Raw genomic sequence first — 15,106 nt, 5'->3', positions numbered from 1 at the left:
ACGCGTGATCGGTGTGCGTGGTGCCATCCCCGCATTGTTGTTGGGCATACCGGGTCGTGTCACTCGCCTGTGGATAACTGGCGCCGATTTGTCGGGTCTTACGACCTTTTGTCCGTCACGCAGGGTCGATTACGCGGACTCGATCTCCCGCAGCAGACCCGTCTGCACGTCGAAGACGAAGCCGCGGATGTCGTCGGTGTGCAGCAGGAACGGCGAGGTCCGTACGCGCTGCATCGACTGGCGGACGTCCTGCTCGACGTCGCGGAAGGACTCCACCGCCCACGTCGGCCGCTGCCCGACCTCGTTCTCCAGGTCCTGGCGGAACTCCTCGGTGAGGGACTCCAGACCGCAGCCGGTGTGGTGGATGAGGACCACGCTGCGGGTGCCGAGCGCACGCTGGCTGATGGTCAGGGAGCGGATGACGTCGTCGGTGACGACGCCGCCCGCGTTGCGGATGGTGTGGCAGTCGCCCAGCTCCAGGCCGAGCGCGGCGTGCAGGTCGAGCCGGGCGTCCATGCAGGCGACGACGGCGACCTTGAGGACGGGGCGGGCGTCCATACCGGGATCGGTGAACGCGGCGGCGTACTTCGTGTTCGCCTCGACCAGGCGGTCGGTGACGGAGCCGACGGCTTTGTCGCCGATCGGCTCTGCGGGGGTGTGGCCCGAAAGGGATGCGGAAGTCGACATGGTGCTGACGTTAGTGGCCACCGATGGGTACGGCTCGCTGTGAGAAGGGACAAAGATCGCCAAAGACTCTTGTTGTGAGGTACCCCACAGGGGCGTGGCGGCTGCGGCCGAACGGGTGGTCACGGGGGATTCGGCCCCGTCTTCCGGACCGGTCCGCGACGCGCAGGCCGGTTGATTGACCGGGAGACACCGTGGACTAAAGTGACGCGAAGCGGGAGACGTGACCTGCTCCCCGCTGGACCGCACATCCCGGAGATTCCCAGGAATCCCCCACGTGCGCGGCGCGTACGTACGGCTCGGCCTCCTCCCGCTCCCGGTCGGCTGACGCCACTTCCCCGGCGCCGGCGGACCATTCCCCTTCACGGAGCGGGCGGGGACCCGGCAGTGCGTACGAACGCCGCGCCGGACCTGAGAGGGCCCCTTGACCGACAACAGCCGACACGTCCCGGTGATGCTCCAGCGGTGCCTGGACATGTTGGCCCCCGCCCTCGCCGAACCGGGCGCGGTCGTCGTCGACTGCACCCTCGGCCTCGGCGGCCACAGCGAAGCCCTCCTCGCCACCTTCCCCGCCGCACGCCTCGTCGCCCTGGACCGGGACAAGGAAGCCCTGCGCCTGTCCGGCGAACGGCTCGCCCCCTACGGCGACCGGGCCACCCTGGTGCACGCCGTCTACGACGAACTGCCCGACGTGCTCGACCGGCTGGACATCCCCCGCGTCCAAGGCGTCCTCTTCGACCTCGGCGTCTCCTCCATGCAGCTCGACGAGGCGGACCGCGGCTTCGCGTACGCCCAGGACGCGCCCCTGGACATGCGCATGGACCAGACGACCGGTATCAGCGCCGCCGAGGTCCTCAACACGTACGCGCCCGGCGAACTGGTGCGGATTCTGCGCCAGTACGGCGAGGAGAAGCAGGCCAAGCGCATCGTCAGCGCCGTCGTGCGGGAGCGCGAGAAGGAGCCGTTCAGCAACAGCGCGCGGCTCGTCGAGCTGATCCGCGACTCCCTGCCGCAGGCCGCCAAGCGCACCGGCGGCAACCCCGCCAAGCGCACCTTCCAGGCCCTGCGCATCGAGGTCAACGGCGAGCTGAGCGTCCTGGAGCGGGCGATCCCCGCGGCCGTGAAGGCGCTCGCCGTCGGCGGCCGGATCGCCGTCCTGTCGTACCACTCCCTGGAAGACCGCCTGGTGAAGCAGGTGTTCGCGGCCGGCGCCGCGAACACGGCGCCGCCCGGCCTGCCCGTCGTCCCCGAGCGCTACCAGCCGCGCCTGAAACTGCTGACCCGCGGCGCCGAACTGCCCACCGAGGAAGAAGTCGCCGAGAACCGCAGGGCCGCCCCGGCGCGGCTGCGGGGCGCCGAACGCGTCCGGGAGGACGTGAGCTAAGGCCAGGCCGCGGCCGCAGGGCCCGTGAGCACCGTCCGCCGAGCTGAGTCACGCGAGGAGGCTCCATGAGCAAGAAGCCCGAGCTGCGGGGGAGGGCCGCCCGCCTCGCCCAACTGCTCCCGCATGGCCGCAACCAGGCCGCGCGCACCCCCTTCGTGCTCCTCGTCGTGCTGCTCCTCGGCGGTGGCCTGATCACGCTGCTCATCCTGAACTCCTCGCTCAACGAAGGCTCGTTCCAGGTGAGCGAACTCAAGCGGCAGACGAAGGACCTCACCGAGGAGAAGCAGCAGCTCCAGCGCGACGTGGACGGCTATGCCGCGCCCGACGCCCTCCAGCGGCGCGCCGACAAGCTCGGCATGGTCCCCGGCGGCGACCCGGCCTTCCTCGACCCCGACGGCACCGTGCGCGGTGTGCCCGGCGCCGCGGCCGCCCGGCCCTCGGCACTGCGCCCCCAGGAAGCGGCGTCCCCGGTGGCCTCCGTCCCGATCTCCGCGCCGCCCCCGGCCGCAGCCTCGGCCCCGGCCGCCACCGCTCCGGGGCCCGCGTCCGTGCCGCTCCCGCCCGCGCCGCCCCAGAGCGTGCCGCCCACCCCCGTGCCCCTCGCGAGCGCGCCATCCGCGGCCGTGCCGCCCGCGACGCCCCACCCCGCCCAGCCCGGCCCCCCGACGACCTCCGGCAGGTGACGTTACGTGTCCGACAGGGAACCCCCGCGGCGCCGGGTGCCAGGGCCTTCGCGGCCCGCACGCCCCGGCGCACCCCGGCGCCCGGCATCGGCGGGGCGCCCCGCCGCGCGCCGCCCCGGCACCAAGGCCAGACCCCGCACCATCCGCCTGGGCAGCCCCCGCCCACGGCTGCGCATGGTCAGCCTGGGCCTGACCCTGGTGATGCTGGCCTTCGTCGTGCGGCTCCTCCAGGTGCAGGCCGTCGACGCGAGCGTGTACACGGCCAAGGCGGAGAAAAACCGCTACTTCACGCACACCCTGACGGCCGAGCGCGGCCGCATCACCGACCGCGCCGGCGTCGAACTGGCCGCCAGCGTGGACGCGTACGACATCACGGCCGACCCCACGCTCTTCACGCCGAAGGAGACGAGGACCCAGGACGCGCCCGAGCAGGCGGCGGCGCTCCTCGCGCCGATCCTCGGCAAGAGCGTCGCCGAGCTGACCAAGAAGCTCAGCACGCCCGACACCCGTTACGTCCTGCTCGCGCGCCGCCAGACCCCGCAGGTGTGGAAACAGATCAAGGACCTGCGGGGCGCGCTCGCCGAGAAGGCGGGCACCGACCCCAACTCCCCGAACGTGCTCGCCGGTGTCCTCGCGGACCCGAGCAGCAAGCGGGTCTACCCCAACCACGATTTGGCCGCCGGGATACTGGGCTGGGTCAACTCCGACGGCAAGGGCGGCGGCGGCCTGGAGCGCCAGCTCGACAAGCAGCTGGCCGGCGAGGACGGCAAGATCCGCTACGCCCAGTCCGGCGGTCGGCAGGTGCCGACCGCGGGCTCCACGGAGACTCCCGCGGTGCCCGGCTCCGACGTCGAACTCACCATCGACCGCGACATCCAGTGGGCCGCGCAGAACGCCATCACGGAGCAGGTCGAGAAGTCCAAGGCCGACCGCGGCTACGTGATAGTGCAGGACACGCGGACCGGCGAGGTCCTCGCGATGGCCAACGCCCCCGGCTTCGACCCGAACGACCTCGCGGAGGCCGATGGCACGGCGCTCGGCAACGCCGCGCTCCAGGACGCCTTCGAGCCCGGCTCCACCGCCAAGGTCATGTCGATGGCGGCGGTCCTGGAGGAGAACGCGGCCACGCCGGGCACCCGGGTCACGGTGCCCAACCGGCTGCACCGCGGCGACCGCCTCTTCCAGGACGACATCGACCACCCGACGTGGCACCTGACGCTCAACGGCGTGCTCGCCAAGTCCTCGAACATCGGCACGATCCTCGCCACCGGCCAGCTGGGCAAGACACAGGACCAGGCCAACAAGGTCCTCTACTCCTACCTGCGCAAGTTCGGCCTCGGCAAGGAGACCGGCCTCGGCTTCCCCGGCGAGACGTCCGGCATCCTCGCGCCCCCCGCCAAGTGGTCCACCTCCCAGCAGTTCACGATCCCGTTCGGCCAGGGCGTCTCCATCAACGCGATGCAGGCGGCCTCGGTCTACTCGACGATCGCCAACGGCGGCGTACGCGTCGAACCCACACTCGTACGCGGCACGAAGGGGCCCGACGGCAGCTTCACGCCCGCGCCCGAGCCGAAGAAGACGCGGGTGGTGAGCGAGAAGACGGCGAAGACCGTGTCGCAGATGCTGGAGTCCGTCGTCGACGACGAAGAGGGCACCGGCACCAAGGCCCGCATCCCCGGCTACCGCGTCGCGGGCAAGACCGGTACGGCCAACCGGGTTGATCCCGCGACCGGCCGCTACAAGGGCTACACCTCGTCCTTCGCCGGCTTCGCGCCGGCCGACAAGCCGCGCGTCACCGTCTACTGCGCCATCCAGAACGCCACCAAGGGCAGTTACTTCGGCGGCCAGATCTGCGGCCCCATCTACAAGGAGGTGATGGAGTTCGCCCTGAAGACCCTCCAGGTCCCGCCCACGGGAAGCGGTCCGGCCCGCCTCCCCGTCACCTTCGAGCCCTAGGGCCCGGCCGCCCGGCCCTTTCGCGCCCTGAAACCTTCCAGGAACCACTCGTGACAACGATCACCCCCGACCCCGGGAACCACCCCCCGCCACGCCCCTCACTTCGCCCTGAGCCGGGTGCGCCCGGTACGCTCACCGCCGTGCCACACGCTGATCAGTCCCAAACCACCCAGAAGGGCGCTCCCGTGACATACCCGGGGCCGCCGCGGCCGGACCAGGTCTCCGCGACCTCCCTGACGGACCTGGCGGACCAGCTGGGTGTCGCCGTCCAGGGCGACGCGGAGATCACGGGCATCACGCACGACTCCCGCGCGGTCCGCCCCGGTGACATCTACGCCGCGCTGCCCGGCGCCCGCATGCACGGCGCCGACTTCGTCGCGCAGGCCGCCGACCTCGGCGCCGCGGCGATCCTCACCGACCCGACCGGCGCCGAACGCGCGGCCGCGACCGGCCTCCCGGTCCTGGTCGTGGACAGCCCGCGCGACGAGATGGGCGAACTCGCGGCGACGGTCTACGGCCACCCCGGCCGCGACCTCCTCCAGATCGGCATCACCGGCACCTCCGGCAAGACCACGACCGCGTACCTCGTCGAGGGCGGCCTCAAGGGCCTGCGCGCGACCGGCCTCATCGGCACGGTCGAGATGCGCATCGGCGAGACGCGCATCAAGTCGGAGCGCACCACCCCCGAAGCCACCGACCTCCAGGCGCTGTTCGCGGTGATGCGCGAGCGCGGCGTCGAGGCGGTCGCCATGGAGGTCTCCAGCCACGCCCTGGTGCTCGGGCGCGTGGACGGCTGCGTCTTCGACGTCGCCGTCTTCAACAACCTCAGCCCGGAGCACATGGAGTTCCACTCCGGCATGGAGGACTACTTCCAGGCCAAGGCGCAGCTGTTCACCAAGCGGCGCTCGCGGCTCGGCGTGGTCAACTTCGACGACGAGTACGGGCGTCGGCTCGTCACGGAGTCCGAGGTGCCCGTCACCACGTTCTCCGCCGAGGGGCACCCGGATGCCGACTGGCGCGCCGAGGACGTCCTGGTCGGGCCGCTCGACTCGACGTTCGTCGTGGTCGGCCCCAAGGGCGAGCGCGTCACGGCGAAGTCGCCGCTGGCGGGCCCCTTCAACGTCGCCAACACCCTCGCCGCCATCGTCTCGCTGGCCGTCGCAGGGATCGACCCGCAGCAGGCCGCCGACGGCGTCGCCGCGGTACCGGGCGTGCCGGGCCGCCTGGAGCGCGTCGACGCGGGCCAGCCCTACCTCGCCGTCGTCGACTACGCCCATAAGACGGACGCCGTCGAATCGGTCCTGCGCGCCCTGCGCAAGGTCACCGAGGGCAAGCTGCACATCGTGCTCGGCTGCGGCGGCGACCGCGACAAGACCAAGCGGATGCCGATGGGCGCGGCCGCGGCCCGCCTCGCCGACACCGCCGTACTGACCTCCGACAACCCCCGTGGCGAGGACCCCCTCGCGATCCTCGCCACGATGCTCGCCGGTGCCGCCGAGGTGCCGGCCCACGAACGCGGCGACGTCGCCGTCTTCGAGGACCGTGCCGCCGCCATCCGCGCGGCCGTCCTCCGCGCGCGACCGGGCGACACCGTCCTCGTCGCGGGCAAGGGCCACGAGCAGGGGCAGGACATCGCCGGGGTGGTGCGTCCCTTCGACGACCGCCAGGTGCTTCGCGAAGCTATCCAGCAAACCCAGGGATGAAGTTGTGATCGCCCTCTCCCTCGCCGAGATCGCCAGCGTCGTCGGCGGGCAGACGTACGACATACCGGATTCGGCCGTTCAGGTCACCGGACCCGTCGTCCGGGACTCCCGTGAGGTGGAGCCCGGCAGCCTCTTCGTCGCCTTCGTCGGCGAGCGCGCCGACGGCCACGACTACGCGGCGGACGTCGTCGCGGCAGGCGCCGCGGCCGTCCTCGCCTCGCGGCCGGTCGGCGTGCCCGCCATCGTCGTGGACGACGTCCAGACGGCGCTCGGCGCCCTCGCGCGCCACGTCGTGGAGCGGCTCGGCGCGACCCTGGTCGCCCTGACCGGCTCGGTCGGCAAGACCAGCTCCAAGGACCTGCTCGCGCAGGTGCTGCGACGCCACGCGCCCACGGTCTTCACGCCGGGCTCTCTCAACAACGAGATCGGCCTGCCGCTGACCGCGCTCAGCGCCACGGACGAGACGCGGTTCCTCGTCCTGGAGATGGGAGCGCGCGGAATCGGCCATATCCGCTACCTCACCCGACTCACTCCGCCGAAGATCGGCCTCGTCCTGAACGTCGGCACCGCCCACATCGGCGAGTTCGGCGGCCGCGAGCAGATCGCACAAGCGAAGGGTGAGCTGGTCGAGGCGCTGCCCGCGGACGGCGCGGCCGTCCTCAACGCCGACGACCCGCTCGTACGCGCCATGGCCTCGCGCACGAAGGCGCGCGTGATCCTCTTCGGAGAGGCCGAGGACGCCGACGTACGTGCCGAGAATGTCCGACTCACGGAGAACGGACAGCCTGCTTTTACGCTGCACACACCCTCCGGGTGCAGCGACGTGACCTTGCGGCTGTACGGTGAGCACCACGTGTCGAACGCGCTTGCCGCGGCCGCCGTCGCCCATGAGCTGGGCATGTCCGTCGACGAGATCGCCCTCGCGCTCTCCGAGGCGGGCACGCTGTCCCGCTGGCGTATGGAGGTCACCGAGCGCCCGGACGGTGTGACGGTCGTCAACGACGCCTACAACGCGAACCCCGAGTCCATGCGAGCCGCTCTGCGCGCGCTCGTGGCCATGGGCAAGGGACGTCGTACGTGGGCGGTGCTCGGTCAGATGGCCGAGCTGGGGGACGACAGTCTCACCGAGCACGACGCGGTCGGACGCCTTGCCGTCCGGCTCAACGTGAGCAAGCTCGTGGCAGTCGGGGGCAGGGAAGCGTCCTGGCTCCAACTGGGCGCATACAACGAGGGTTCGTGGGGTGAGGAGTCGGTGCACGTGTCCGACGCACAGGCGGCGATCGACCTGCTGCGCAGCGAGCTGCGCCCGGGAGACGTCGTGCTGGTGAAGGCGTCCAGGTCGGTCGGTCTCGAGCGGGTCGCCACGGCGCTGCTCGACGACGCCGCGGTGTCTTCTGAGGGGCAGGTCTCCGGCCGATGAGGCAGATCCTCTTCGCGGGTGTGATCGGGCTCTTCCTGACCCTGGTCGGCACCCCGCTGCTGATCAAGCTCCTGGCCCGCAAGGGCTATGGCCAGTTCATCCGGGACGACGGCCCGCGCGAGCACCACAGCAAGCGCGGTACGCCGACCATGGGCGGTATCGCCTTCATCCTGGCCACGCTCATCGCGTACTTCCTCACGAAGATCATCACGGGTACGGAGACCACGCTCTCCGGCCTGCTGGTGCTCTTCCTGATGGCGGGCATGGGCCTCGTCGGCTTCCTCGACGACTACATCAAGATCGTCAAGCAGCGTTCGCTCGGTCTGCGCGCCAAGGCGAAGATGGCCGGCCAGCTGATCGTCGGCATCGGTTTCGCCGTGCTCGCGCTGAACTGGCCGGACAACCGCAACCAGACGCCGGCCTCCACCAAGCTGTCGTTCGTCACGGACTTCGGCTGGTCGATCGGCCCGGTCCTGTTCGTGGTCTGGGCGCTGTTCATGATCCTCGCGATGTCGAACGGCGTGAACCTCACCGACGGTCTGGACGGCCTCGCCACCGGCGCCTCCGTGATGGTCTTCGGCGCCTACACCTTCATCGGTGTCTGGCAGTACCAGGAGTCCTGCGCCAACGCGACGACGCTGACCAACCCGCAGGCGTGCTTCGAGGTCAGGGACCCGCTCGACCTCGCGGTCGTGGCCTCCGCGCTGATGGGCGCCTGCTTCGGCTTCCTGTGGTGGAACACCTCGCCCGCGAAGATCTTCATGGGTGACACCGGTTCGCTCGCCCTCGGCGGCGCGCTCGCGGGCCTCGCGATCTGCTCCCGTACGGAGCTGCTGCTCGCGCTGCTCGGCGGCCTCTTCGTGATGATCACCATGTCGGTCGTCATCCAGGTCGGCTCGTTCAAGCTGACCGGCAAGCGCGTCTTCCGGATGGCGCCACTCCAGCACCACTTCGAACTCAAGGGGTGGTCCGAGGTCCTTGTGGTGGTCCGCTTCTGGATCATCCAGGGCATGTGCGTGATCGTCGGCCTCGGTCTCTTCTACGCGGGATGGGCAGCCGAAAAGTGACCTTCGCCTCCGACTGGCAGGGCAGGAACATCACCGTCGCCGGTCTCGGCGTGAGCGGCATCAGCGCCGCCCGCGCCCTGGCCGGCCTCGGCGCGTCGGTGACCGTCGTGGACGGCGGCTCGGGGGCGGCGCACGAGGAGCGCGCCGCCCGGCTGCGGGCCGAGGACATCGCCGTACGCCTGGGTGACGCCGAGAGCCTGCCGCCCGGCACCGACCTCGTCGTGACCTCGCCGGGGTGGAAGCCCACCTCGCCGCTGTTCGCCGCGGCCGCCGAGGCGGGCGTGGACGTCATCGGGGACGTCGAGGTCGCCTGGCGGCTGCGCGGCCCGGACGCGGCGCCCTGGCTCGCCGTGACGGGCACCAACGGCAAGACGACGACCACGCAGATGCTCGCCTCGATCCTTCAGGCGGCGGGGCTGCGCACGGCCGCCGTCGGCAACATCGGCACCCCGATCGTCGACGTCATCCTCGAAGGCGACGACGCGTACGACGTGCTCGCCGTCGAACTGTCCTCCTACCAGCTGCACTGGGCGCCGTCCGTGCGCGCCCACTCCGCGACGGTCCTCAACCTCGCGCCGGACCACCTGGACTGGCACGGCTCCATGGAGGCGTACGCCGCCGACAAGGGGCGTATTTACGAGGGCAATCACGTCGCCTGCGTCTACAACGTCGCCGACAAGGCCACCGAGGACCTGGTCCGCGAGGCCGACGTCGAAGAGGGCTGCCGGGCCATCGGCTTCACGCTGAACGCGCCCGCCCCCTCGCAACTGGGCGTCGTGGACGGCATCCTGGTCGACCGTGCCTTCGTGCCGGACCGCCAGAAGCAGGCCCAGGAGCTGGCCGAGATCTCCGACGTCCAGCCGCCCGCGCCGCACAACATCGCCAACGCGCTGGCCGCGGCGGCCCTCGCCCGCGCCTTCGGCGTCCAGGCGACGGCCGTCCGTGACGGCCTGCGCGCCTTCCGCCCGGACGCCCACCGCATCGAGCACGTCGCCGACGTCGCGGAGGTCGCCTACGTCGACGACTCCAAGGCCACCAACACCCACGCCGCCCAGGCGTCGTTGGCGGCGTACGAGTCGATCGTGTGGATCGCGGGCGGCCTCGCCAAGGGCGCCACCTTCGACGGACTCGTCACGGGCGCGGCGAAGCGGCTGCGCGGCGTCGTCCTCATCGGCGCCGACCGCGCGCTGATCCGCGAAGCCCTGGCGCGACACGCCCCCGAGGTCCCGGTCGTCGACCTCGACCGGACCGACACTGGGGCGATGTCCGAGGCGGTACGGCGGGCGGCGGAGCTGGCTCAGCCGGGGGACACCGTGCTGATGGCCCCGGCCTGTGCGTCGATGGACATGTTCACCAACTACAACAAGCGTGGTGAAGCGTTCGCGGACGCCGTTCGCGAACTCGGCTCCACGCGCGCCTGACCGGCCTTCGTCCGGCGGCGCCGGGCACACCCTTGGGAGGGAACGTGGCCAGGTCTTCCGTGCGGGTCGCCAAACGACCGGCTCCGGTACGCGCCAGAGGTACCTCCCACCCTCCGGGCGAGAGCGGGCTCCGGCGGCTCGTCAACCGGGTCCGCCGGGCCTGGGACCGTCCGCTCACGGCGTATTACCTGATCTTCGGCAGCAGTCTGCTGATCACCGTGCTCGGCCTGGTGATGGTCTACTCGGCCTCGATGATCCAGGCGCTCCAGCTGGATCTGCCCGCGTCGTACTTCTTCCGCAAGCAGTTCGTCGCCGCCGTCCTGGGCGCGATCCTGCTCCTGCTGGCCACGCGGATGCCCATCAAGCTCCACCGCGCGCTGGCCTACCCGATGCTCGCGGTGACCGTCTTCCTGATGGTCCTCGTACAGATCCCGGGGATAGGGCGCAGCGTCAACGGCAACCAGAACTGGATCTACCTGGGCGGCCCGTTCCAGCTCCAGCCCAGTGAGTTCGGCAAGCTCGCCCTCGTGCTGTGGGGCGCCGACCTGCTCGCGCGCAAACACGACAAGCGGCTGCTGACCCAGTGGAAGCACATGCTGGTGCCGCTCGTGCCGGTCGCCTTCATGCTGCTCGGGCTCATCATGCTCGGCGGCGACATGGGCACCGCGATCATTCTCACCGCGATCCTCTTCGGCCTCTTGTGGCTCGCGGGCGCCCCCACCCGGCTGTTCGCCGGTGTGCTCGGGGTCGCCGCCCTGATCGGTGTGATTCTCATCAAGACGAGCCCCAACCGGATGGCCAGGCTCGCCTGCATCGGCGCCACCGATCCGGGGCCCGGCGACCAGTGCTGGCAGGCGGTACACGGCATTTATGCCCTCGCCTCTGGCGGATTCTTCGGTTCCGGCCTGGGCGCGAGTGTGGAAAAATGGGGTCAACTCCCTGAACCGCACACCGACTTCATCTTCGCCATCACCGGGGAGGAACTCGGCCTGGCGGGGACACTGTCGGTGCTCGCCCTGTTCGCGGCTCTAGGCTATGCGGGTATCCGCGTGGCCGGACGCACGGAGGACCCCTTCGTGAGGTATGCCGCGGGAGGCGTGACCACCTGGATCACGGCGCAGGCCGTGATCAATGTCGGTGCGGTGCTCGGTCTGCTGCCGATCGCCGGTGTCCCGCTCCCGCTGTTCTCCTACGGGGGTTCGGCCCTGTTGCCGACCATGTTCGCCATCGGGCTCCTCATCGCCTTCGCGCGATCGGACCCCGCTGCGAAGGCGGCCCTGGCCATGCGGCAACCTCGGGTGAGATGGAACACGATGCGACGGCGCGTCAAGGCGCGTTCGTCCGGAGAGCGGTGAATTTCGGTGCATGTCGTACTCGCCGGCGGGGGGACCGCCGGCCACATCGAGCCCGCGCTCGCCCTCGCGGACGCCCTGCGGAGGCAGGACCCGACCGTGGGCATCACGGCCCTGGGCACGGAGCGTGGACTCGAGACCCGGCTCGTACCCGAGCGGGGCTACGAACTCGCGCTGATCCCGGCCGTCCCGCTGCCGCGCAAGCCCACCCCTGAACTGATCACCGTCCCAGGGCGGCTGCGCGGCACCATCAAGGCGGCCGAGCAGATCCTGGAGCGCACGAAGGCGGACTGCGTCGTCGGCTTCGGCGGCTACGTCGCCCTGCCCGGCTACCTCGCGGCCAAGCGGACCGGAACGCCGATCGTGGTGCACGAGGCCAACGCGCGGCCCGGGCTCGCCAACAAGATCGGTTCGCGGTACGCCCACGGGGTGGCCGTCGCCACCCCCGACAGCAAGCTGCGCAACTCCCGCTACATCGGCATCCCGCTGCGCCACACGATCGCCACGCTCGACCGGGCCCGGGTCCGCCCGGAGGCGCGCGCCGCCTTCGGCCTCGACCCCAACCTGCCGACGCTGCTCGTCTCCGGCGGCTCGCAGGGCGCCCGGCGGCTCAACGAGGTCGTCCAGCAGGTCGCGCCGGTGCTCCAGCGCGCGGGCATCCAGATCCTGCACGCGGTCGGCCCGAAGAACGAATTGCCGCAGGTGCAGCAGATGCCGGGAATGCCCCCCTACATCCCGGTACCGTACGTGGACCGGATGGACCTCGCGTACGCCGCTGCCGACATGATGCTCTGCCGCGCGGGCGCGATGACCGTCGCCGAACTCTCCGCCGTCGGGCTCCCGGCCGCGTACGTCCCGCTGCCGATCGGCAACGGCGAACAGCGGCTCAACGCCCAGCCGGTGGTCAAGGCCGGCGGTGGACTGCTGGTCGACGACGCGGAACTGACGCCCGAGTGGGTCCAGGGCAACGTCCTGCCCGTACTGGCCGATCCGCACCGGCTGTACGAGATGTCCCGCGCCGCCTCGGAGTTCGGCCGCCGGGACGCCGACGAGCTGCTCGTCGGCATGGTGTACGAGGCGATTGCGTCACGCCGCAACGCGTGAGAAGGCAGGGGACCGTGGCCGGACCGACCACCGCCGAACGGCAGCAGCGCACGTCCGGCCCGCCCCGCCCGCAGCGCACCCCCCGCGTCCCGCGGGTCCGTTCGCGCACCCTGGTCCTGGCCCTGGCCCTCGCCGTGCTCCTGGCGGCCGGGGGCGTCTGGGTGTTCTACGGCTCGCAGTGGCTGCGGCTGGAGCGCGTCCAGACGTCGGGCACCCGGGTGCTCACCGCGCGGGAGGTGCTCGACGCGGCGGACGCACCCCTCGGGACACCACTGATTTCGGTCGACACGGACGCCATCGAGGAGCGCCTCCGCTCGAAATTGCCCCGAATTGACTCGGTTGAGGCCGAACGGTCCTGGCCGCACGAAATCGGGCTCAAAGTGACGGAACGCAAGCCGGTCCTCCTCATCGAGAAGGGCGGAAAGTTCGTCGAAGTGGACGCCGAGGGAGTGCGATTCGCCACGGTCGAGCGCGCGCCCGCGGGCGTCCCGCGCCTCGAATTGACGCCGGATCGGGAGAACGGCGCCGCGAGCCTGCGCCGGTTCGGCACCGACCGGCTGCTGCGCGAAGCGGTCCGGGTCGCCGGTGACCTGCCCGAAGCCGTCGCCGATGACACCCGGAAGGTCAAGGTCCGCTCGTACGACTCCATCACGGTGGAGTTGAGCGGTGGCCGTACCGTCGTCTGGGGCAGCGGTGAGAAGGGGCGTACGAAAGCCACTACCCTCACCGCGCTGATGAAAGCGACACCCAAGGCTCGGCACTTCGATGTGAGCGTCCCCACCGCCCCTGCGTCATCAGGGAGTTGACGCGTATCGCCGCAGGCCAGCACCCTGGTTCGGCATCGCTACGGCTGATCACATAGGGTGAAAAGAAAAACGGGAGGTTCGGCGTGTTCGTTGAACGTGCGCCACTTGTCGACTTAGTGTCCTGTTCGGAAGAGTCCAGGGAACAGACACACTGGTAACCCTAAACTTCAGCGTTAGGGTTCGGGTCGGCGTTCGGACCGTCCCATTCGGCATCAGTCGCCGCATCGCATCGATGCGAAACGGCGACACGTAACTCGAGGCGAGAGGCCTTCGACGTGGCAGCACCGCAGAACTACCTCGCAGTCATCAAAGTCATCGGTGTCGGCGGCGGTGGTGTCAATGCCATCAACCGGATGATCGAGGTCGGTCTCAAGGGCGTCGAGTTCATCGCCATCAACACCGACGCGCAAGCCCTGTTGATGAGCGACGCCGACGTCAAGCTCGACGTCGGCCGGGAACTCACCCGCGGCCTCGGCGCCGGCGCCAACCCGGCCGTCGGCCGCAAGGCCGCAGAGGACCACCGCGAGGAGATCGAGGAGGTCCTCAAGGGGGCCGACATGGTCTTCGTCACCGCCGGCGAAGGCGGTGGCACCGGCACCGGCGGCGCACCCGTCGTCGCCAACATCGCGCGCTCGCTCGGCGCCCTCACCATCGGCGTGGTCACCCGGCCGTTCACCTTCGAGGGCCGCCGCCGCGCCAACCAGGCCGAGGACGGCATCGCGGAGCTGCGCGAAGAGGTCGACACCCTCATCGTCATCCCCAACGACCGGCTGCTGTCCATCTCGGACCGCCAGGTCTCCGTCCTTGACGCCTTCAAGTCGGCGGACCAGGTCCTGCTCTCCGGTGTCCAGGGCATCACCGACCTCATCACCACGCCCGGCCTGATCAACCTCGACTTCGCCGACGTCAAGTCGGTCATGTCCGAGGCCGGTTCGGCGCTCATGGGCATCGGCTCCGCCCGCGGCGACGACCGGGCGGTCGCCGCCGCCGAGATGGCGATCTCCTCGCCGCTCCTGGAGGCGTCCATCGACGGCGCCCGCGGCGTGCTGCTCTCCATCTCCGGTGGCTCGGACCTCGGCCTCTTCGAGATCAACGAAGCGGCCCAGCTGGTCAGCGAGGCCGCGCACCCCGAGGCCAACATCATCTTCGGCGCGGTCATCGACGACGCGCTCGGCGACGAGGTCAGGGTCACCGTCATCGCGGCGGGCTTCGACGGCGGCCAGCCGCCGTCCAAGCGGGACAACGTCCTCGGCTCGGCCTCCACGAGCGCCAAGCGCGACGAGCCGGCGCCGACCCCGGGCCCGTCCTCGCGTCCCGCCGCCGAACCGTCCCGCCCGGCCTTCGGCGGCCTCGGCAGCGTCACCTCGCGCGAGGAGCCCGCGACTCCGGAGCCCGCGGAGACGTCGGCCCCGGCGAGCGAGGCCCCGGCCACGCCGGTGACGCCGCCGCAGGTCCCGCCGGCCCGGCCCTACCAGGACAGCCAGGCCGAAGAGCTGGACGTACCGGACTTCCTGAAGTGATCCCGG

12 protein-coding genes are annotated in these 15,106 nt (G+C 70.8%); 11 read left to right on the top strand and 1 reads right to left on the bottom strand.

Annotation, left to right across the window (positions count from 1 at the left end):
• Positions 1-129 precede the first annotated feature (129 nt).
• A complete protein-coding gene (locus J2N69_RS08965) occupies positions 130-750 on the bottom strand; it encodes a beta-class carbonic anhydrase (RefSeq protein WP_408056691.1) in 621 nt (206 codons plus the stop codon).
• A 358-nt stretch (positions 751-1,108) separates the two neighbouring features.
• Between J2N69_RS08965 and rsmH the strand changes: the two genes are divergently transcribed.
• The 11 genes from rsmH to ftsZ all read left to right on the top strand — a co-directional run bounded on the left by rsmH (position 1,109) and on the right by ftsZ (position 15,100).
• Complete coding sequence (rsmH, locus tag J2N69_RS08960; protein ID WP_269075600.1) at positions 1,109-2,068, top strand: 16S rRNA (cytosine(1402)-N(4))-methyltransferase RsmH; 960 nt, start codon at positions 1,109-1,111, stop codon at positions 2,066-2,068.
• A gap of 65 nt (positions 2,069-2,133) precedes the next feature.
• On the top strand, positions 2,134-2,751 hold the full coding sequence (locus tag J2N69_RS08955) for a cell division protein FtsL (protein ID WP_230900253.1): 618 nt from the start codon (positions 2,134-2,136) through the stop codon (positions 2,749-2,751).
• Between the two features lie 6 nt (positions 2,752-2,757).
• Positions 2,758-4,707, top strand: a complete 1,950-nt coding sequence (locus tag J2N69_RS08950) for a peptidoglycan D,D-transpeptidase FtsI family protein (protein ID WP_230900252.1) — start codon at positions 2,758-2,760, stop codon at positions 4,705-4,707.
• 50 nt (positions 4,708-4,757) lie between these two features.
• On the top strand, positions 4,758-6,410 hold the full coding sequence (locus J2N69_RS08945) for a UDP-N-acetylmuramoyl-L-alanyl-D-glutamate--2,6-diaminopimelate ligase (RefSeq protein ID WP_230900251.1): 1,653 nt from the start codon (positions 4,758-4,760) through the stop codon (positions 6,408-6,410).
• 4 nt (positions 6,411-6,414) lie between these two features.
• Entirely contained in the window at positions 6,415-7,830 is a 1,416-nt protein-coding gene (locus J2N69_RS08940) for a UDP-N-acetylmuramoyl-tripeptide--D-alanyl-D-alanine ligase (RefSeq protein ID WP_230900250.1), read from the top strand.
• The gene (gene mraY, locus J2N69_RS08935; RefSeq protein ID WP_030783859.1) at positions 7,827-8,897 is read left to right on the top strand and encodes a phospho-N-acetylmuramoyl-pentapeptide-transferase; all 1,071 of its coding nucleotides are present in this window, start codon (positions 7,827-7,829) and stop codon (positions 8,895-8,897) included. Before J2N69_RS08940 ends, mraY begins: the two co-directional genes overlap by 4 nt.
• Positions 8,879-10,318 (top strand): UDP-N-acetylmuramoyl-L-alanine--D-glutamate ligase, encoded by a 1,440-nt coding sequence (gene murD, locus J2N69_RS08930; protein WP_230900249.1) that lies wholly within the window; start codon positions 8,879-8,881, stop codon positions 10,316-10,318. The genes mraY and murD overlap by 19 nt, the downstream gene beginning before the upstream one ends.
• A gap of 44 nt (positions 10,319-10,362) precedes the next feature.
• On the top strand, positions 10,363-11,673 hold the full coding sequence (gene ftsW, locus J2N69_RS08925; RefSeq protein ID WP_230900248.1) for a putative lipid II flippase FtsW: 1,311 nt from the start codon (positions 10,363-10,365) through the stop codon (positions 11,671-11,673).
• A 6-nt stretch (positions 11,674-11,679) separates the two neighbouring features.
• Positions 11,680-12,774, top strand: a complete 1,095-nt coding sequence (gene murG, locus J2N69_RS08920; protein WP_055565236.1) for an undecaprenyldiphospho-muramoylpentapeptide beta-N-acetylglucosaminyltransferase — start codon at positions 11,680-11,682, stop codon at positions 12,772-12,774.
• Between the two features lie 14 nt (positions 12,775-12,788).
• The gene (locus tag J2N69_RS08915; protein ID WP_230900247.1) at positions 12,789-13,580 is read left to right on the top strand and encodes a cell division protein FtsQ/DivIB; all 792 of its coding nucleotides are present in this window, start codon (positions 12,789-12,791) and stop codon (positions 13,578-13,580) included.
• A gap of 275 nt (positions 13,581-13,855) precedes the next feature.
• Positions 13,856-15,100 (top strand): cell division protein FtsZ, encoded by a 1,245-nt coding sequence (gene ftsZ, locus J2N69_RS08910; protein WP_230900246.1) that lies wholly within the window; start codon positions 13,856-13,858, stop codon positions 15,098-15,100.
• Positions 15,101-15,106: the final 6 nt, after the last annotated feature.

Origin of the sequence: Streptomyces huasconensis (genome assembly GCF_021028635.1) — a bacterium.
In the GTDB taxonomy this organism is placed as follows: Bacteria; Actinomycetota; Actinomycetes; order Streptomycetales; family Streptomycetaceae; genus Streptomyces; species Streptomyces huasconensis.
The sequence above is the reverse complement of the archived record's forward strand: the minus strand, read 5'-3'. Positions and strand labels throughout refer to the sequence as shown.